The 17,054-nt window shown below is 38.9% G+C and carries 19 protein-coding genes; 11 read left to right on the top strand and 8 right to left on the bottom strand.

The window, feature by feature from the left end:
* Window positions 1-23 precede the first annotated feature (23 nt).
* Complete coding sequence (locus SJY45_RS17155; RefSeq protein WP_400072295.1) at window positions 24-1,013, top strand: serine/threonine dehydratase; 990 nt, start codon at window positions 24-26, stop codon at window positions 1,011-1,013.
* Window positions 1,014-1,020: 7 nt separating this feature from the next.
* On the opposite strand, the gene SJY45_RS17150 is transcribed toward SJY45_RS17155, so the two are convergent.
* Window positions 1,021-1,824, bottom strand: coding sequence for a zinc-dependent peptidase (locus SJY45_RS17150; protein WP_400072293.1), 804 nt, complete (start codon window positions 1,822-1,824; stop codon window positions 1,021-1,023).
* Window positions 1,825-1,901: 77 nt separating this feature from the next.
* On the bottom strand, window positions 1,902-3,686 hold the full coding sequence (gene argS / locus SJY45_RS17145; RefSeq protein ID WP_400072291.1) for an arginine--tRNA ligase: 1,785 nt from the start codon (window positions 3,684-3,686) through the stop codon (window positions 1,902-1,904).
* Window positions 3,687-3,827: 141 nt separating this feature from the next.
* Here argS and SJY45_RS17140 point away from each other — a divergent pair, with 141 nt between their 5' ends.
* The 5 genes from SJY45_RS17140 to SJY45_RS17120 all read left to right on the top strand — a co-directional run bounded on the left by SJY45_RS17140 (window position 3,828) and on the right by SJY45_RS17120 (window position 8,501).
* The gene (locus SJY45_RS17140) at window positions 3,828-4,253 is read left to right on the top strand and encodes a hypothetical protein (protein ID WP_215438370.1); all 426 of its coding nucleotides are present in this window, start codon (window positions 3,828-3,830) and stop codon (window positions 4,251-4,253) included.
* A 15-nt stretch (window positions 4,254-4,268) separates the two neighbouring features.
* The gene (locus SJY45_RS17135) at window positions 4,269-5,696 is read left to right on the top strand and encodes an SDR family oxidoreductase (protein ID WP_215438371.1); all 1,428 of its coding nucleotides are present in this window, start codon (window positions 4,269-4,271) and stop codon (window positions 5,694-5,696) included.
* On the top strand, window positions 5,693-6,601 hold the full coding sequence (locus tag SJY45_RS17130) for a hypothetical protein (protein ID WP_400072288.1): 909 nt from the start codon (window positions 5,693-5,695) through the stop codon (window positions 6,599-6,601). The genes SJY45_RS17135 and SJY45_RS17130 overlap by 4 nt, the downstream gene beginning before the upstream one ends.
* A gap of 9 nt (window positions 6,602-6,610) precedes the next feature.
* Window positions 6,611-8,101 carry a BCCT family transporter gene (locus SJY45_RS17125; RefSeq protein WP_400072286.1) on the top strand — a complete coding sequence of 497 codons (1,491 nt, stop codon included), beginning with the start codon at window positions 6,611-6,613 and terminating at the stop codon, window positions 8,099-8,101.
* 250 nt (window positions 8,102-8,351) lie between these two features.
* Window positions 8,352-8,501: a hypothetical protein gene (locus tag SJY45_RS17120; RefSeq protein ID WP_289061648.1), complete on the top strand. Its 150-nt coding sequence runs from the start codon at window positions 8,352-8,354 to the stop codon at window positions 8,499-8,501.
* 136 nt (window positions 8,502-8,637) lie between these two features.
* On the opposite strand, the gene SJY45_RS17115 is transcribed toward SJY45_RS17120, so the two are convergent.
* Complete coding sequence (locus SJY45_RS17115; protein WP_400072284.1) at window positions 8,638-9,327, bottom strand: LytR/AlgR family response regulator transcription factor; 690 nt, start codon at window positions 9,325-9,327, stop codon at window positions 8,638-8,640.
* Window positions 9,314-10,342 (bottom strand): sensor histidine kinase, encoded by a 1,029-nt coding sequence (locus SJY45_RS17110; RefSeq protein WP_400072283.1) that lies wholly within the window; start codon window positions 10,340-10,342, stop codon window positions 9,314-9,316. Before SJY45_RS17110 ends, SJY45_RS17115 begins: the two co-directional genes overlap by 14 nt.
* Window positions 10,343-10,535: 193 nt before the next feature.
* Here SJY45_RS17110 and SJY45_RS17105 point away from each other — a divergent pair, with 193 nt between their 5' ends.
* Genes SJY45_RS17105 through SJY45_RS17085 form a run of 5 tightly spaced genes read left to right on the top strand, consistent with a single transcriptional unit; the run spans window position 10,536 to window position 13,648 of the window.
* The gene (locus SJY45_RS17105) at window positions 10,536-10,814 is read left to right on the top strand and encodes an EF-hand domain-containing protein (RefSeq protein ID WP_400072281.1); all 279 of its coding nucleotides are present in this window, start codon (window positions 10,536-10,538) and stop codon (window positions 10,812-10,814) included.
* A 35-nt stretch (window positions 10,815-10,849) separates the two neighbouring features.
* A complete protein-coding gene (locus tag SJY45_RS17100; RefSeq protein ID WP_400072279.1) occupies window positions 10,850-11,620 on the top strand; it encodes a YHYH protein in 771 nt (256 codons plus the stop codon).
* 41 nt (window positions 11,621-11,661) lie between these two features.
* Entirely contained in the window at window positions 11,662-12,231 is a 570-nt protein-coding gene (locus tag SJY45_RS17095; protein ID WP_400072277.1) for a toxin-antitoxin system YwqK family antitoxin, read from the top strand.
* Window positions 12,209-12,886: an SCO family protein gene (locus SJY45_RS17090; protein ID WP_400072275.1), complete on the top strand. Its 678-nt coding sequence runs from the start codon at window positions 12,209-12,211 to the stop codon at window positions 12,884-12,886. The genes SJY45_RS17095 and SJY45_RS17090 overlap by 23 nt, the downstream gene beginning before the upstream one ends.
* Before the next feature lie 6 nt (window positions 12,887-12,892).
* On the top strand, window positions 12,893-13,648 hold the full coding sequence (locus SJY45_RS17085; protein ID WP_400072273.1) for a hypothetical protein: 756 nt from the start codon (window positions 12,893-12,895) through the stop codon (window positions 13,646-13,648).
* An 85-nt stretch (window positions 13,649-13,733) separates the two neighbouring features.
* Here the strand turns inward: SJY45_RS17085 and SJY45_RS17080 are convergent, their stop codons facing one another.
* From SJY45_RS17080 to SJY45_RS17065, 4 genes are all read right to left on the bottom strand, one after another.
* Window positions 13,734-14,468 carry a LytR/AlgR family response regulator transcription factor gene (locus SJY45_RS17080; RefSeq protein ID WP_400072271.1) on the bottom strand — a complete coding sequence of 245 codons (735 nt, stop codon included), beginning with the start codon at window positions 14,466-14,468 and terminating at the stop codon, window positions 13,734-13,736.
* A gap of 3 nt (window positions 14,469-14,471) precedes the next feature.
* Window positions 14,472-15,509, bottom strand: coding sequence for a sensor histidine kinase (locus SJY45_RS17075; protein WP_303405278.1), 1,038 nt, complete (start codon window positions 15,507-15,509; stop codon window positions 14,472-14,474).
* Window positions 15,510-15,513: 4 nt separating this feature from the next.
* A complete protein-coding gene (locus SJY45_RS17070) occupies window positions 15,514-15,846 on the bottom strand; it encodes a DUF4907 domain-containing protein (protein ID WP_400072269.1) in 333 nt (110 codons plus the stop codon).
* A 70-nt stretch (window positions 15,847-15,916) separates the two neighbouring features.
* Complete coding sequence (locus SJY45_RS17065) at window positions 15,917-16,912, bottom strand: Kelch repeat-containing protein (protein ID WP_400072267.1); 996 nt, start codon at window positions 16,910-16,912, stop codon at window positions 15,917-15,919.
* Window positions 16,913-17,054 lie beyond the last annotated feature (142 nt).

Here is a 17,054-nt window from a genome sequence, read left to right as displayed (position 1 = left end):
CACTTCTGAGAAACCTTCCATTTATGCCTACAATAGAAGATATTAAAAATGCCAGAAAACGCATTGACAATTATGTGCTCCAGACCCCAATTTTCACCTCCTGTTTATTAAATGATTGGCTCGGGCATGAAATTTACTTTAAAGCGGAATGTCTTCAAAAAATAGGAGCATTCAAAGCCAGAGGTGCCTGCAATACAATTGCCTGGCTCTTAGAAAACAATAAAAAACCAAAACATATCATTGCCAATAGTTCCGGTAACCATTCGCAGGCGGTTGCTTGGGCCGCACGCCAATTCAACATTCCCGCTACTATTTATATGCCCGTATACGCATCAAAAATTAAGATACAGGCTACTCAATCCTACGGTGCCAAGGTAGCACTTTGCGAAAATAGAAACATTGCCGATGAAAGTGTACTCTCCGCTTCCAAAGAAGAAGGAACGTATTGGATACCGCCATATAACCATAACCAAGTCATAGCCGGGCAAGGAACGGCCGTATGTGAGGCACTTGAGCAGGTTTCAGGTATAGATGCCGTTTTTGCCCCATGTGGTGGAGGCGGACTTTTATCCGGTACCGTAATCGCAACCAATGCCTTATCTCCAAATACCAAAGTTTTTGGTGTTGAACCTTTAAACGCCAATGATGCAGCAGAATCATTGCGAACCAACCAAATTCAGAGATTACAGGCCACACCGGACACACTAGCAGATGGTGCAATGACCATGGCAGTAGGAGACATTACATTTGAGTACCTAAAACGGTTAGATGGCATGTACGAGGTTGCAGAAGCCAAGTTAATTTACTGGACCCAATGGCTGACCCATTTATTAAAATTGCACGTTGAGCCTACAAGTGCCATGGCAATGGAAGGCGTAATGCAATGGCTAAAAAACAGCCCTAACAAAAAAAGGGTGATGGTAATTTTATCCGGAGGGAACATAGACCATACCAATCAGCTTAAAATATGGCACACCAACCATTTGGACACTAGACCTAGCTTGGCTATGTAAGACATTATTACGTTTCCATGGCTACCCCACCTAACGATTCATTAGGAAGCACTTGAAAATCAAAACCTAACATTTTTTGAATAATACCGTACAACTCCGGAAAATCAGCTAAAAATAGGTGCGGTGTCTCGGCATAATTTTCAACGGCAACAGAGAAGAATTCCTGTAGGTTGGTCATACCGTAATCCCTAAAATAATTGGAATCCACTAACTTCTGGGCATAGCCCTCCCTAAGAAAAAGTTCTTTTATTTTCTTAAGTCCCACTCTAAACTTCCGAGCTTCCCATGAGCTCTGTTTAATCATTTCAAAACTTAGCGCATGTGCAAATTCATGTAAGGCCAAGTTTACATTATCATCGGCAATACGGAATCCTTCCCAAATGGTATCCGCAGAAAAAATTACCGTTTTAAAACGAGGATTGTACTCCCCTAGATGGTGCCTTCTGTTAATGCGGGAATAATATTTTGAGGGATAAATAACAATACGCAACAGTGATTTACGCATTTTATAGCTCTTAAGACCCAAAGTCATTAGAACCACGGATGCACTTAAAAGTAACGTTAACTCCTTCTTTTTATCCACTTTTCCATAGAAAATGAACTTTTTTCTACTCCTGAACCATATAATCCGTTTATCACATTTTGCCTTTAGGGAAGGGTTAAGCTTAGAATACACCGCAAAATTATCCGTAAGAAACCTTTTTTCTTTATCCGTAAGAGGTTTGGTCCTCACAAACGGATTCAAGGCATAAAGCCCCAACGTATAGTACACTATATAAAGCGCCTGAATGCAAAGAAATGCTACTGCCAAAATCTTGAAATTGTACTCTGTTAGCATATCCTCTACAACTCCAAAAACGGATTTAAATTGCGTAAAGCCGCTTGGGCTTACATACGATCGGGAACATTAATCCCCAAAAGTTTAAAGGCGGATGCAATTACCTCACTCACTTTTTGGGATAGCTGTACACGAAGTACTTTTTTGTTTTCGTCCGTTTCCCCAAGAATTGAAACCTGCTGATAGAAGGAGTTAAATTCCTTCACCAAATCGTACGTGTAATTGGCAATAAGTGCCGGGCTATAGTTCTCCGCTGCCAATTGTACGGTCTCAGGGTACAACTGCAACTGTTTAATAAGTTCTTTTTCTTTGGGGTGCAAACCACCAAGAGCTGTAATTTCTATATCCGTAGCGGTATCAAAATTGGCTTTTCTTAAAATAGACTGGATACGTGCATAGGTATATTGGATGAACGGCCCTGTATTCCCTTGAAAATCCACTGACTCTTCCGGATTAAACAGAATTGTCTTTTTAGGATCTACTTTTAGAATGTAATATTTTAAGGCGCCTAAGCCTATCAATTTATAGAGGGAGTTTTTCTCTTCTTCAGAATACCCCTCCAGCTTTCCAAGCTCTTCGGATATTTGAGCTGCCGTACTGGTCATATCGTTCATTAGATCATCTGCATCCACAACGGTACCTTCCCTACTCTTCATTTTTCCACTAGGTAAATCTACCATTCCGTAACTTAAATGGTGTAGGTTTTCAGACCATGAAAAGCCTAGCTTTTTCAAAATCAGAAACAACACTTTAAAATGGTAATCCTGTTCATTACCAACCGTGTATACCATACCACCCACATCTGGATAATCCTTAACCCTTTGTATAGCAGTACCTATATCCTGGGTCATATAAACCGCAGTACCATCGGAACGGAGCACTATTTTTTCATCAAGACCTTCATCAGTTAAATCTATCCAAACACTACCATCTTCCTTTTTATAGAAAATACCCTTTTCCAATCCGCCGGCCACAACGTCCTTACCTAGCAAATATGTATTGCTTTCATAGTACAGCGTATCAAAATCTACCCCAAGATTTTTGTAAGTAACATCAAAACCTTTGTAGACCCAGCCGTTCATTTCTTTCCAAAGCGCTACAACTTCTTCATCACCAGCCTCCCATTTTTGAAGCATTTCTTGGGCTTCTAATAGAATTGGAGCTTCCTTTTCCGCAACTTTTTTATCTGTTCCATTAGCAACCATTTCGGCAATTTCGGCCTTATAGGCCTTATCAAAAGCTACGTAATAGTTACCTACAAGCTTATCACCCTTTAACCCTGTACTTTCCGGGGTTCCGCCATTTCCAAAACGCCTCCATGCCAACATACTTTTACAAATATGTATTCCACGGTCATTGATAATTTGGGTTTTATACACTTTTTTCCCCGAGGCCTTTAAAATCTCGGCTACAGAATATCCTAAGAGGTTATTTCTAATATGCCCCAAGTGCAACGGCTTATTGGTATTTGGCGAAGAATACTCTACCATTATGGCATTATTGTCCTCTTGGGGTACATGACCGTATGTGGCATCATTTTTTACTCCATTAAAGAAATCAAGATAAAAACCATCTCCGATCACCAGGTTCAAAAAACCTTTTATGACGTTAAAACCGGTAACTTCAGCAACCTCTTTTTCCAAGTAAGCTCCAATTTGCTCACCTATCTGAACTGGATTTCCTTTAACTACACGAAGCATGGGGAATACAACCACCGTAACATCACCTTCAAAATCCTTGCGTGTTGGCTGAAATTCTACCGACGGCAGTTCTTTTTCAAAAATAGCTGCGACCGCTTCCTTTACCTTGGTTTCTAAAATTGCTTGAATACCCATATCATGTTTCGTTTCAGGCTGCAAAACTAATCATTTTTTGCGCTTTTACCCTAAGACAGGCGGTATTGGCCTCGCTTTTCTTTAACTTTATAGAAATGCAGCCCCTGAGCGCAACAATCCAATTTGTAAATAGGACCATATATGCTTTTGAACGTATCATATACCGATAAACAGGTTACAAAAAAAATAGATGAAGCGGTAGGTAAACCCTTTCCATTAAGGGAACGCTGGAACATGGGCGGTATTGGCTCGCCTAGATTGTTCATTACCGAAACGAGCATTGAAATTAGAAACTTGCTCATTTTGGATAACAATCGCGATCAATGTAACATTGAGCTAAGGCCCAAAGGTATTATTGTTCGTTTCAGGTCTTTATTAGAAACCTTTGCTTTAGTTATTCCGTTTTACAAACTCACTTTATACAAAGGTGACATTGGTATTTACTCCATATATCGAGACCATTATTTTATTAAGGTAAAGGCCGATACCAAAGCGATTCAGAAGTTTTTTATCAAAATTCAGAACTTTAAAGCTGATAATGCCCCTACTTCCATCGAAGACTTATAAACATCCAAAAAGCTTATGAAAATTCTCTTAACGGGCGCTAACGGTTATATAGGAATGCGATTGCTACCCCAATTATTGGAATTGGACCATGAGGTGGTATGCACAGTACGAGATGAAACCCGATTTTCTATTGAAAAAGAAATGCGGGCTCAGATACAGGTCCTAGAAATAGATTTTTTAAAGGACATGCAAAAAGGAGTGGTCCCAAAAGACATAGATGTAGCCTATTTTTTGATTCATTCTATGAGTTCGTCTACACAGGATTTTGACACCTTAGAGGCCAAGACCGCAGAAAATTTTAATGCTTATTTAAGTGAAACCCAAGTAAAGCAAGTCATTTATTTGAGTGGTATCGTGAACGAAGAGAATCTTTCCAAGCACCTCTGGTCCCGGAAAAATGTGGAGCGCATTCTCTATGAAGGTTCTTTTGAACTTACCGTTTTAAGAGCTGGAATTATTGTAGGCTCAGGAAGTTCTTCGTTTGAAATTATTCGTGATTTATGCGAAAAATTACCCGTAATGATTACTCCAAAATGGGTATTGACCAAAACACAACCTATAGCCATCCGGGATATTCTGGCTTTTTTGACCGGTGTTATGGGTAATGAAAAAACCTATAACGATTCTTTTGATATTGCCGGTCCGGACGTACTCACCTATAAACAAATGCTAGAGCAGTATGCGGAAGTACGCGGTTTTAAGAATTATATTTTTACCGTGCCCGTAATGACGCCAAAGCTATCTAGCTACTGGCTCTATTTTGTTACCTCAACATCGTACAAATTGGCATTGAACCTTGTTGATAGTATGAAAATTGAAGTTATTGCCAAAGATCAAAGGTTACAAAAGCTTTTAGGTTTAAAACCTCATTCCTATAAAGAAGCGATTGATTTAGCCTTTAAGAAAATAGAACAAAACCTGGTGGTCAGCAGCTGGAAGGATAGTATGGTAAGCGGCCGCTTTAAAAAGAACTTAGAAAAGTATATTCAAGTTCCTAAGTATGGCGTTCTGAAAGACGAGAAAAAAATAAAAGTAGATAATCCGGAACAGGTCTTGCGCAACATTTGGAGAATTGGTGGAGAAACCGGTTGGTACTATGGAAACTGGCTTTGGAAAATAAGGGGAATAATCGATAAATTTTCAGGCGGGGTGGGATTAAGACGTGGACGAACGCACCCCGATAAAATTTATGCCGGCGACTCACTGGATTTTTGGCGGGTTCTTCTAGCCGATAAAAAAGCAAAACGCCTATTACTTTTTGCCGAAATGAAACTACCCGGAGAAGCTTGGCTAGAATTTAAAATTGACGAAAACAATGTACTGCACCAAACGGCAACGTTCAGACCTAGGGGTCTCAAAGGACGATTATACTGGTACAGTATTGTACCTTTTCATTATTTCATCTTTGGTGGTATGATTCGCAATATTGCCAGAGCAAAATGAACCAACTGCACATATTCATTTTACTATTGGGTCTTGCAACGTTGAACTTTGTTCACGGTCAGGCTTCTGCTTCAAATGAATTGGAGATGCCACAAGGGGCTCCCTTGGGCTATGAATCAATTGTAACCGTAAAGCTTAAAGAACCTTTGCAGTTAGGTAAAGCATATGAAATTGGGTTTTGGATTTTTGGAAGACAATTGCCAGACCAAAGTTATTCGTATCCTATAGCCATATTTCCATCGGACCATGGCACAATCAATGCAAATGTTTTGGATAGTGTAGATGCGGTTCAATCCGAGCCTGAATTAACTGTTCATCCGCCTCCATCCTATACTTCCCGGGGTTATTTCACTTTTATTATTCGTCCTGACAAGGTTTATGACCATGTAACCATAGCCCTTAAAATTGAGAGCAAACAATCTTTATTAATCGATTTTAACAAAGACATTACCGTTACGGGCATTGCTGTAAAAGCCCTCCCTTCCCGACCAAAGGACAAAACCGGACTTCTAAAAAAAGAAGGTGTAACCCATACGAATCCACCTGATAAAATTGCGGACCGCATCTTAATAGACAGTAAAAAAACTTATACAGTTCTTGAAAAAAGAGTGCGCTTGGCACTTTACGACCACCGCAGAATAGATGATGATATCGTGACCATTTACTTGAATGGGGCAGTTGCTATTCAACATGTAAAATTGAAGCGTAAAAAGCAATTTTTCAATCTCACATTACAGCCCGGGAAAAATACGATTACCCTACATGCCGAAAATTTAGGTGAAGTAGCCCCGAACACCGCGGCCATTCTTATACAGACAAAAAAAGAAGAGTTTATGGCAGTATTGGAGTCGGATTTGGGTCAAAGTTCTTATTTTACGCTTGTTTACCAAAAACCTGAACCCTAATTACCGAGCATGCGGCACCTTAAAAACCCTTTACTTTCCGTTTCCATCGGTATAATTTTCCTGTTTACCCTTGTCGTTTTCTTTGCCACGGAAACCAGCTATGAAGCTATTGAAACGGCTTCGGTCTGGGTCAGGAATTATTTTGGGTTCTTCTACCTTTATCTAGGGTTGGGATGCGTGCTTTTTCTATTGGCAATCGCCTTTTCGCCTTTCGGAAAAATTAAATTGGGCAAGAAAAATTCAAAACCCGAACACTCCCTTTGGGCTTGGACGGCTATGCTTTACAGTGCAGGAATGGGCTCAGGAATTTTGCTCCGTGCCGTACAGGAACCTGTTTTTATGCAACAGCACCCGCCCTACACTTCTAACTTACAACCCGAAATTTTAGCATTGGAATTCACTTTCTATCAATGGGGGTTTACAGCTTGGGCCTTTTACGGACTGTTTGCCATGGTTGTAGGCTATGCACTCTTCGTAAAGAAAAAGAAAGTAAGGGTAAGCTCTACCATAGCGGATACTATTTCCAATCCTTTGGCCAAAAGTGGAATTGATATTATGACGATTATTACCACTGTTTTTGGACTCATAGCTGCAATAGGTTTAGGTACAACACAAATAAACGGCGGTCTTAATCATGTTTTTACTACCAATTTTGGTATAACCACTACGTTACTTTTGGCCGTTCTCATCTCGGCAATCGCATTCTATTCCGCTTGGCAAGGGGTCAATAAGGGCATAAAGATTATTTCAAAAGTGAATATTCTGATTACAACCCTTCTACTTCTGTTCATTTTTTTGATGAGTGATGTCCCAGGAATAGTAATGTTCTTTGCCATGGCTACCTTTCACTACCTTATTGATTTTGCACCTATGAGTCTAGCATACGGGAACTATAACCCCGGAATGACCTTTCTAACCGATTGGACTTTCTATTATTGGGCCTTTTGGTTGGCTTGGGCTCCGTTTACAGGAATCTTCATTGCGCGTATATCAAAAGGGCGCACCCTACGCCAATTACTTTTGGGCGTTTTGATCATTCCGTCTTTGGGGACATTTTTTTGGTTTTCGGTTTTTGGAACTTCGGCTTTTGAACTTATTACCTCTTGGGGTACCTACAAAAATGAATTTGGAGATGTCTTTTCCTCCATTTTTGTATTCTTTGAAAATTACCCCATGGCAACGCTCCTAAATTTTACTACCATTTTTTTACTTATTAGTTTTTTGGTGACCTCTGTAGATTCTGCCGTTTTCGTTCTGAGCATGTTTACGGATCACGGGAGAAAGAACCCCAGCAAAAAACACAGACTTATCTGGGCCGTTTTTATTTTATTGGCCACCATGTCCCTACTTCTTTTAGGAAACGCCAAACCGGATATAGATGTGCTAACGGCAGTTCAGAAGTTATTGATCGTAACCTCGTTACCTTTTGCCCTTTTCATGGTCTATATGGCCGGAGCTTTTGTTTGGGAAGTTGGTTTTAAGAAGCAAAAACACGACTAACATACCACTCTTTATCATTGTACCTGTCTAATAAGACCTGATTAAACCTCAAAAACCAAATTTAATAAGCTTCTCAAAACAGCTGTAAAAACGGCACCTCCGATGAAGTGATAAAAAACATCGTTAAGCAAAAATGGTATTCAACATTATACTTTAGTTTGACATCAGAAAAAGCTCATTTGGCAACAATCGGGTTTTTTAAGTCCATAGTCGCCGTAAATTAGCTTCAGAAATCAAAACCCCCACCGTTATGAACAAGAAATTAAAAAGCCTACTTTATTTTGCAAGTTTTGTAACTGCAATTATCATTTATGACAATGACAATAAGAACCATGAGGCGGATAATGCTGTTGCAGAAGTAACAATAGAACAAAATTCAACCCAAGAGGGATTGAACTAATAATATTTTGAAAACTATTTAGGTTTCCCAAAAGCCTATCTGTTTTCACCTAGAACATACCTACTTAAAATGCAAAAAGGGCCTAGAAATATCTAGGTCCTTTTTTTTACTCGTATAGCAGACGAATTAAAGCTGCTTAGAACAATTCCTCCTTTACTGCATCAAAATATTGGGCACTCACGGGAATCTCTTTATTACCTATATAAATATCACGCCCTTTTAAAGAGCTTACTTTTTTACGGTTTACAATAAAAGAACGGTGTACCCGCATAAATTGGTCTGTAGGCAATAGTTCTATCAATTTCTTTAGCGACTGCAAGCTCATGAACTTTTTATCGCCCAAATAAAAATTAACGTACTCGCTATCACTTTCAATATAGAGAATGTCTTCATACTTAAGCTTGTGAAGGTCATAACCCGACTTAATGGTAATACTATCCGCAGAGTCCTTGTCTTTAGTAGGTACTTCTTTATTAGGTTTTGCTTTATTTACTGCCGATAAAAAACGTTCAAAACTAATGGGTTTCAACAAGTAATCCAGTGCACTAAGCTCAAACCCCTCCAAAGCGTATTCGGAATAGGCCGTGGTAAATATGACCTGTGTATAATCCGGGACCAGCTTAGCCAAATCCGTACCTTTTATTTCTGGCATCTGAATATCTAGAAAAAGTAAGTCTACCCGCTCACTTTTCATAATGTTCAGGGCTTCCAAAGGGTTGGCAACTTCGGCCACGAGCTTTAAAAAATCCAACCGTTCTATATAGGCTTTTAATAGGCCTCGCGCCAGTTCTTCATCGTCTACTACAATACATTTAATGGGTTCCATCTAAATTGATGCTAAGATTTACGGTATAACTTTTAGGGGTCTGTTCAATAATTAATTTGTGTTTATGCGGATAAAGAATTTCTAATCGTTTTTTAACATTCTCCAATCCTATACCACCAACGGCGTCTTTTTGAGCGGGCGTTTCCGAAACACTATTGGACACATAAAAATCTATCTTTTGGTTATCCGAACGTACTTTTATTTCCAAATATCCATCTGCTGCATGGTCTACATTTCCGTGCTTTAGGGCATTTTCAACAAATGGTATAAATAGCATTGGCGCTATAATCGCATTGGAATTGGACAATTGAAAATCGGTTTTTATCGGAAAAGGTTTACTGCTTTTTAAACGAAATAAATCCAGATAATTACTAATATAAGCAATCTCCTTTTTAACGGAAACCATAGGCTGTTCACACTCGTACAGTACGTACCTAAGCATATTGGACAAAGTTCCTATACTCTCTTGAGTACGGCCGGAATCAATTACCGAAAGGGCATAAATATTATTAAGCGAATTGAACAAAAAATGTGGGTTAATCTGAGACTTTAAAAACTTCAATTCCATCTGAAGGTTTTCATTTTTGTTTCTAATGGTCTCCTCTTCTTTATTTTGGGCGAACAAAAAAGTTTCCACAAATGTGGCCAACACGTAGGCAATGGAAAGTATTAAGAACTGAATTAAAATTTGGGGAGGAGCCATTGGCGGACCACCTCTACGAGCTCCCGGCGGAGGTCTCATACTATTCTCAGGAAACATTAAATTTTCAGAAATCAGAAACGAACAACTAATCAATATAATAAAGGACACTACTCCAAAAAGAACATACTTTTTCTTGAAAAGTAAGGCTGGGGCAGTTAGATAAATTAATGCGGCTATAACCACGATCTGCATGATAAAGGAAGATACGTTTTTGTTTAAAAACCGCGCATTTTCATTAAGTAACAACCAAGCCATAAACCAAATGGCCATCCATAAAAAAACATGAAAAAGAAAACGATGTGTTTGTTTCATGCTGCAAATTAAAGTAATTATTTCTCGTCAGAACCCTAAAAACACCATTCTAAACGGCTAAAACCATACAGTTTACAGAGTATAAACCGGCATTCACTGAAAACCTTCCATCACTTACAGATTACCGTCATTCCGCATCTAACCTTTGCCCACCTTTGTCATCACAAATAGAAATAATTAAAAAATAAATACAATGAACAAAAAATCATTTTACACAGTAGTTGCTACCGCAGCTTTTACCCTTATCGCAGTTCAAACCTCATCTGCCCAAGAAAAACGAGGTCAAGAACCACCATCGGCCACCGAATTGATAAAACAGATGGATGCAGATGAGGACGGTAAACTTTCCGAAAAAGAGGTAAAAGGCCCTCTAAAAAACGACTTTGCAAAAATAGATACGGACGAAGACGGATACCTTTCTCTGGATGAACTCAAAAAAGCGCCAAAACCCAAAAGAGGAAAAAAGCAATAGAAAGACCTAAAAATCTATCTAATTAAACAAATATTATGAAAAAAGAAGCCCTAAAAAAAATCATTCCATTTGGTTTTGCCCCTGTATTAATATGTATTGGATTAATTGCCTGTAGCTCCGATCGCGTAACGGATTCTGACCTAAACGAAGATTCCGAAGAAGAAATCGTAACAGAACTGCATGCTGCCTTTGCTGCTTTCAATACCGATGCTACCACTATCTATTTAGATGGTTCCCAAGTGGTTATTGAAACTACCGGCCTACCTAATCACGAAACCGTATACTGGGGCGAAGGTAGCACCCTCTACAAAGAAGAACCGGATGTGGCATTGACGCCCAGCATCATGACAAGCAACAACAATGCAACCACTATACGCGTAGACGCTACGCCAAAACTGACCGGTAATACCGTAGAGACTGATTTTAACACCATTGGCATTGCCGTGAGCGGCTCCTCTATATTTAATGATCAAGAAGGAGGCGGACCATTGGACCAAGCTGCTGCCAGTTTGGATTGGACCGGCGCCCACATCGGGCCGGGAGTGTACCACTATCACCTAGAGCCTAAAGCATTTTCAGATGATGATGATAAGTTAGTGGGCATACTTTTAGACGGCGTCTTTCTATACGGAAGAAAGTGTAATGCCACGGGAACATACCCCACAGACCTTGACGCTTCGGGAGGGCATGTTTCCACTACCCAGTATACCGATGGTAAAGAAGAGTACCACTACCATATTATTAATGAGGTGTATTCTACAACAGGTTCTTATTTAGCCTTTGCAGGACCTTACCAAGGATACTAGACATTATGCCGAAATCACTTTTTTGTTGTATGCTATTGTCAATGCTCTTTATTTCTAGTTGTAAGGAGAGCTCGGCAGTAGAACCCGTTGCCGAAAAAACCATTGTCATCAATAATTTTGAACTACAAAAAAAGCATTTAACGCTCAACCCAAATGAAGGCAAGTGGTACTATAAAGACGAACCCTTTAATGGGTATTCCATAGCATACCACCCAAATGGTAACCTAAGTGAGAAACTGGGGTATCTAAACGGCAAAAGAGAAGGCATTGCCAAAAGATGGGAAGCCAATGGTGCGTTGCGCATACAATCTTACTATAAACAGAACCGGCTTGTAGGCAATTATAAAGTTTGGTGGCCAAATGGCGAACTGGCCGAAGAATCTACCTATGTAGACGGAGCATTGGAAGGAACCCAAAAAATGTGGTACGCCAATGGCGTTCTCGCCAAAGAAAGAAAACTCTCAAATGGCAAGGAAAAAGGGTTACAAAAAGCTTGGCTGCAAAATGGAAAACTATACGTTAATTATGAAGCTAAAAATGGACGGATTTTTGGCATGCGAAGAGCTAACTCTTGTTATCAATTAGAAGATGAAGTTGTTGTTAGAAACTAAAAATATCACCCTTACACTCCTTTTGGCTCTTACACTTTTTACAGGTAGCAAAGAGAAAAAGAACCAAGCGGGAACCAGTAGAGTTGAATATCTTCCCTACTATGAAGACAAATCGTTTACGCCCCATTGGCTAGAACCAGGCTCACCAGAAGAAAAGGCATTTCACAAAATTGGCAGCTACGCCCTTGTGGACCAAATGGGAGATAGCATTACCCCTCGTACATTTGAAGATAAAATTTATGTAACGGACTTTTTCTTTACGACTTGCCCTGGTATTTGTTTAAAAATGACAGGAAATATGCAAAAAGTACAGGCTGCTTTTAAAAATGACCCAGAGGTACTATTGTTATCACATTCGGTGACCCCCACAATAGATTCTATTCCTCAACTTAAATCATATGCGCAAAAAAATGGCATCCTAAACAACAAGTGGCATTTGGTTACCGGTGATAAAATGGAAATATATGATTTGGGGAGAAATCAATATTTTGTTGAAAACGACTTAGGTATTCCTAAAGACATAAATGACTTTTTACACACAGAGAACTTCTTGCTCATTGATAAAAACAAACATATTAGAGGCATTTATAATGGGTTGAACCGAGCCTCAATCGCACAATTGATTACAGATATCAAAGCCTTAAAAAAAGAATAGTCACCTATGACAGTCTTTAGAAAAATACGAAAAAAGCTCTTGAGTTCGGGCAAACTCAAAAGCTATTTGGTTTATGCCTTTGGGGAAATTTTTCTTATTGTCATAGGTATTTTAATTGCTTGGAAAATTAACGATCTAAATGAGATCCGAAAAAACAGAATTGTAGAGCTCAAAATCTACGAAAGCCTGTACGACGAGCTAAACACCAACCTAAAAAACCTGAACAGTTCTATTGACCGCTATTCCAACACCACAAAAACACTGGAAGACACAATGAACTATATAGGTCTTTCTTCCGATGAAATTAGCCAGGGCGCAAAGGACACCATTGTACATATAAACTACTCGCAGATAAACCTACTGGACGGTGCCGTAAACTCGGTTATAAGCACTACTAAATTTGAGTTTATTGAAAGTGATTCCTTAAAGAGTTTGATTACCAATTATCCCGGTGAAATCCAGAAATTAAAATCGATAGATTTAAAAATTAGGGACATTATTTTGGGCAGGTTACAACCTACCCTTGAGAAACACTTGGCCCTAAAGGATATGCTTTCTAAGGACAACCCAAAATACACACGTATAAAATCTTTTGGCGAGACTTCTGATTACCAGACATTGTTACGTAGTAAAGAATACCAAAATAGTTTAGTAGACCGTCTTTTACAAACCCAGAACTTACTTACCAGTGCCAAAAAACTTAGGAACAGAACCCAGGTAATGTCCATTAAATTAAAAGAAGAATTGGGGTATACCCTCTAGGTTACATGGCTTCCGTCCCGAAAAGAATTTTCATAGACCCAAAGAGCCCAAAAACCCCCATTTTACCCGAAACTCCTCGTATTTATTACAATCCCAACATTGAGAAAAACTGGGATTTATGACTCTCCCCTATAGGTATACGAATATCATCTATAACAATTCTATTGCGTTGTATGGTCTTGATAAAGTTTACATTTACCACAAAGGATTTATGTACTCTTATAAACTGGTTTTGAGGTAATTTCTCTAAAATATCCTTAAAACTGAGTAAGGTTAAAATAGCTCTATTACTTCCCACTACATGAATTTTTAGATAATCTTTTAGGCCTTGCACGTACTGTATATCATCTAAATTAATCTTGACACTTTCATGTTCAGATTTTACAAAAATGAACTTCTGGCTTTCATTTCCATCTCCATTGGACGGGAACACATTGGCAGAAACTAAAGCAGCAGGTGCTTCTTTTCTTGACAACAGCTCTTTAGCCCTTAAAACCGCTTTAATAAACCTTTGATACGGAATGGGTTTTACCAGATAATCTACCGCATTAAGCTCAAAACCTTCTACTGCGTACTGAGAATATGCAGTGGTAAATATAAAAAGTGGACGATTTTCCAGTGCACTAATAAAATCAAGACCGTTTATCTGTGGCATTTCAATATCACAGAAAATAACATCTACTTTCTTTTCATTTATGGCCGGAATAGCTTCAAGGGGGTTCGTGAATGTACCCACCACCTCAACAAAACCTACTTTTATACAATAGTCTACCAATATCTCTATGGCCAACGGTTCATCGTCAATTAATATACAGTTCATAATCTATAGGTTTAAAATTAAATTAACTTCGTAATTAACACCGTCATCTTCTATTTCCAGGAAATGGGAATTTGGATATAGAAAATTCAACCTGTTTTTAACGTTTTGCAGGCCAACTCCACTGTTTTCAGTTTTTACCCTATGCTTGCCAATTTTGTTCAGCACGTACAACTGTATAGACCTCTCTTTTATCAAAAGGTTTATTTTAACCATGGTTTTACCTTGGTAATCGGTGCCGTATTTAAAGGCGTTTTCAATAAAGGAGATGAACAATAAAGACGGTATTATCTTTCCTGAATCGTCACCCGAAATTTTTAAGAATACATTTTCGCTATTGGCCAATCTTAACCTTTGTAATGCCACATAACTCTTAATGTATTCAATCTCCTTGTTTAAAGGCACAAGATCTTTATCCGCTTCATATATCATGTAGCGCATTAATTCCGATAAGTTTATAATAGCTTCAGAGGTGTCGGGTGATTTTTTAACCGACAGTGAATAGATAGTATTGAGGGAGTTAAATAGAAAATGTGGATTTAATTGTGTCTTTAAAAATTGAAGTTCAGATTGAACCTTTTCTTTTTCTACCGTTTTACGTAGGTTCTCGTTTTTTTGCAACTCATTATAAACCCTAAGCATTATAGCAAAACAATACGGCACCGCAAACGTAACCAAGGGCATAAAGGATCCCCGAAACGGAATCCTATTCCCTCTGTTTTCTTTCATATATTCCGCTAAGGGGCCAAAATTCTTTGGTATTTCAGGCGGAAATAATAAATGAACCCCGTAAGCGATTACCAACAATAACAGGATGGAAATAATTATATATGCCTTCTTCTGATTCTTTAAAAGAAACCTAGGAACTAAATAATAATAGTTGAAGTAAAATAAGGCTGCGGCCATTACCAATTTTATCAGGATATGAGGAGGCACGGACCTTGTTTCCAATAAAAAAGGATAGACTATTAACCCATAAAGGGCACACCATAAGAAGACATGCACCAACCATTGTGGGAAGTATTTTCTTTTAGTTGCCTTCATTTGGTCAATCTATATTGGATATGTTCAAATCTCTGAGCTGGGAAATAGTTACGAACGGAGCTTCCCCTTTTATGATTCTCCTTAAAACCTCATTTCCTACCCTTTTAGCTTCTTTTTTTGAAACAAAGATCCTATCTCCTTGAACGGCGGGAATAAAATCTTGTTTGACCAAAACTTTCTCTTTGTATAAAATTTGATAGCCATAACCTTTACCAACCGCTATTGTTTCTAAGCGTGGCCTCGCTCCCTTTGTTTCTACTGCTCTATAATTGAGCGTAATATACACAACAACAACAGTCAAGATTGCCAATAAAAAGTGAATTTTTGTTATTTTCATAGGTAGGTAATTAGAAAAAAGGGACAGCGCCAAAAGTGGTGCCGTCCCATAGCTCACTCAAATAATTCTACTAATCTTCCTCTTCATACTCATCAAAAGGAAAAAACTCATACAAATCGTCTAGATAAAGGCTTCCCGTCCTACCCAGTCCTACGACCGCTTTAGTTCCGTTGGAGAAAACAACGCCATCTTGCCTAGTGGTTCCTTCAAAACCGGTTTTTACTTCCCAATCATCCGTACTTGGATCATATTCCCAAACGGAACCTAAAGTGCCGCTAGATAGACCACATGCTATATATCCATATCCATTAAGGGTAAAGCCTACGGCATTGCTTCTTGTAATGGCATAGTCATCTTCTTCATCCAAATCCAGTTTTTTGTCCCAAGTTTCCGTAGAGGCATCAAATACCCAAAAATCATCAAGATAAATACCATTGGAAACCCCTGTACCCAAGTATACTTTATCGCCAATAGTAAAAGTGGTAGCCGCTCTTCTTTTATCGCCTCCAAACCCAACTAATTCGGACCATGAATCTGTACTAGGGTCGTATCTCCAAAAATCCTTACGATCGTTTTCTCCGTCATAGCCCGTTCCAAAATAACCAAACCCGTTCACACCAAAAGCAACGGCACTACGCCTTCCTGATGTAGGCAAAGTTGCAATAGCCTGCCATGAGTTAGAATTTGGATCGTACGCATAAAAGTCTGCCAATTCATCTAGACCATCATACCCAGAGCCTATGTATCCGGTACCGTTAACTTCAAAGCCTACAGCGGCATTTCTTGCCGTACCAATAAAATCCGCTTTTTGAGACCAAAAATCTCCCTCCATATCATATGACCAGAAAGAAGTTAGGTAATCATCGCCATCATAACCTACTCCCGTATACCCTATATTACCTATGGTAAAACTAGCAGTTCCACTACGTGGGCTTCCATCAAAAACCGACCTGTCTACCCAATTCCCCAGATATTCATCATCGTCATCATTAGAGCAACTCGCCAGTGTACAGGTTATGATGCTAAAAATTGTTACGGTACCTATATAGTGCTTGAATCCTTTCATTTGCTTTCTGTTTTGTTAGCCAGTTAATTTTCGTCAAAACTAGAGCACGGTCCCCACCCATGAAACCCAAATAGATGAAGCCCTTTATTTAACACATGAACAGGTGATTTTAATCTACCAAATCTATTTTCTTTTTAATAGT

Origin of the sequence: Zobellia russellii, assembly GCF_044597075.1 — a bacterium.
GTDB classification, from domain to species: domain Bacteria; phylum Bacteroidota; class Bacteroidia; order Flavobacteriales; family Flavobacteriaceae; genus Zobellia; species Zobellia russellii.
The sequence above is the reverse complement of the archived record's forward strand: the minus strand, read 5'-3'. Positions and strand labels throughout refer to the sequence as shown.

What these genes read in the sequence shown, in the direction of transcription:
- SJY45_RS17065 (WP_400072267.1), bottom strand. Translation starts at nt 16,912, where the DNA reads ATGAAAGGATTCAAGCACTATATAGGTACCGTAACAATTTTTAGCATC.
- SJY45_RS17120 (WP_289061648.1), top strand. Translation starts at nt 8,352, where the DNA reads ATGAACAAGAAATTAAAAAGCCTACTTTATTTTGCAAGTTTTGTAACT.
- SJY45_RS17125 (WP_400072286.1), top strand. Translation starts at nt 6,611, where the DNA reads ATGCGGCACCTTAAAAACCCTTTACTTTCCGTTTCCATCGGTATAATT.
- SJY45_RS17085 (WP_400072273.1), top strand. Translation starts at nt 12,893, where the DNA reads ATGACAGTCTTTAGAAAAATACGAAAAAAGCTCTTGAGTTCGGGCAAA.
- SJY45_RS17080 (WP_400072271.1), bottom strand. Translation starts at nt 14,468, where the DNA reads ATGAACTGTATATTAATTGACGATGAACCGTTGGCCATAGAGATATTG.
- SJY45_RS17110 (WP_400072283.1), bottom strand. Translation starts at nt 10,342, where the DNA reads ATGAAACAAACACATCGTTTTCTTTTTCATGTTTTTTTATGGATGGCC.
- SJY45_RS17070 (WP_400072269.1), bottom strand. Translation starts at nt 15,846, where the DNA reads ATGAAAATAACAAAAATTCACTTTTTATTGGCAATCTTGACTGTTGTT.
- SJY45_RS17140 (WP_215438370.1), top strand. Translation starts at nt 3,828, where the DNA reads ATGCTTTTGAACGTATCATATACCGATAAACAGGTTACAAAAAAAATA.
- SJY45_RS17155 (WP_400072295.1), top strand. Translation starts at nt 24, where the DNA reads ATGCCTACAATAGAAGATATTAAAAATGCCAGAAAACGCATTGACAAT.
- SJY45_RS17130 (WP_400072288.1), top strand. Translation starts at nt 5,693, where the DNA reads ATGAACCAACTGCACATATTCATTTTACTATTGGGTCTTGCAACGTTG.
- SJY45_RS17090 (WP_400072275.1), top strand. Translation starts at nt 12,209, where the DNA reads ATGAAGTTGTTGTTAGAAACTAAAAATATCACCCTTACACTCCTTTTG.
- argS (WP_400072291.1), bottom strand. Translation starts at nt 3,686, where the DNA reads ATGGGTATTCAAGCAATTTTAGAAACCAAGGTAAAGGAAGCGGTCGCA.
- SJY45_RS17115 (WP_400072284.1), bottom strand. Translation starts at nt 9,327, where the DNA reads ATGGAACCCATTAAATGTATTGTAGTAGACGATGAAGAACTGGCGCGA.
- SJY45_RS17075 (WP_303405278.1), bottom strand. Translation starts at nt 15,509, where the DNA reads ATGAAGGCAACTAAAAGAAAATACTTCCCACAATGGTTGGTGCATGTC.
- SJY45_RS17100 (WP_400072279.1), top strand. Translation starts at nt 10,850, where the DNA reads ATGAAAAAAGAAGCCCTAAAAAAAATCATTCCATTTGGTTTTGCCCCT.
- SJY45_RS17095 (WP_400072277.1), top strand. Translation starts at nt 11,662, where the DNA reads ATGCTCTTTATTTCTAGTTGTAAGGAGAGCTCGGCAGTAGAACCCGTT.
- SJY45_RS17135 (WP_215438371.1), top strand. Translation starts at nt 4,269, where the DNA reads ATGAAAATTCTCTTAACGGGCGCTAACGGTTATATAGGAATGCGATTG.
- SJY45_RS17105 (WP_400072281.1), top strand. Translation starts at nt 10,536, where the DNA reads ATGAACAAAAAATCATTTTACACAGTAGTTGCTACCGCAGCTTTTACC.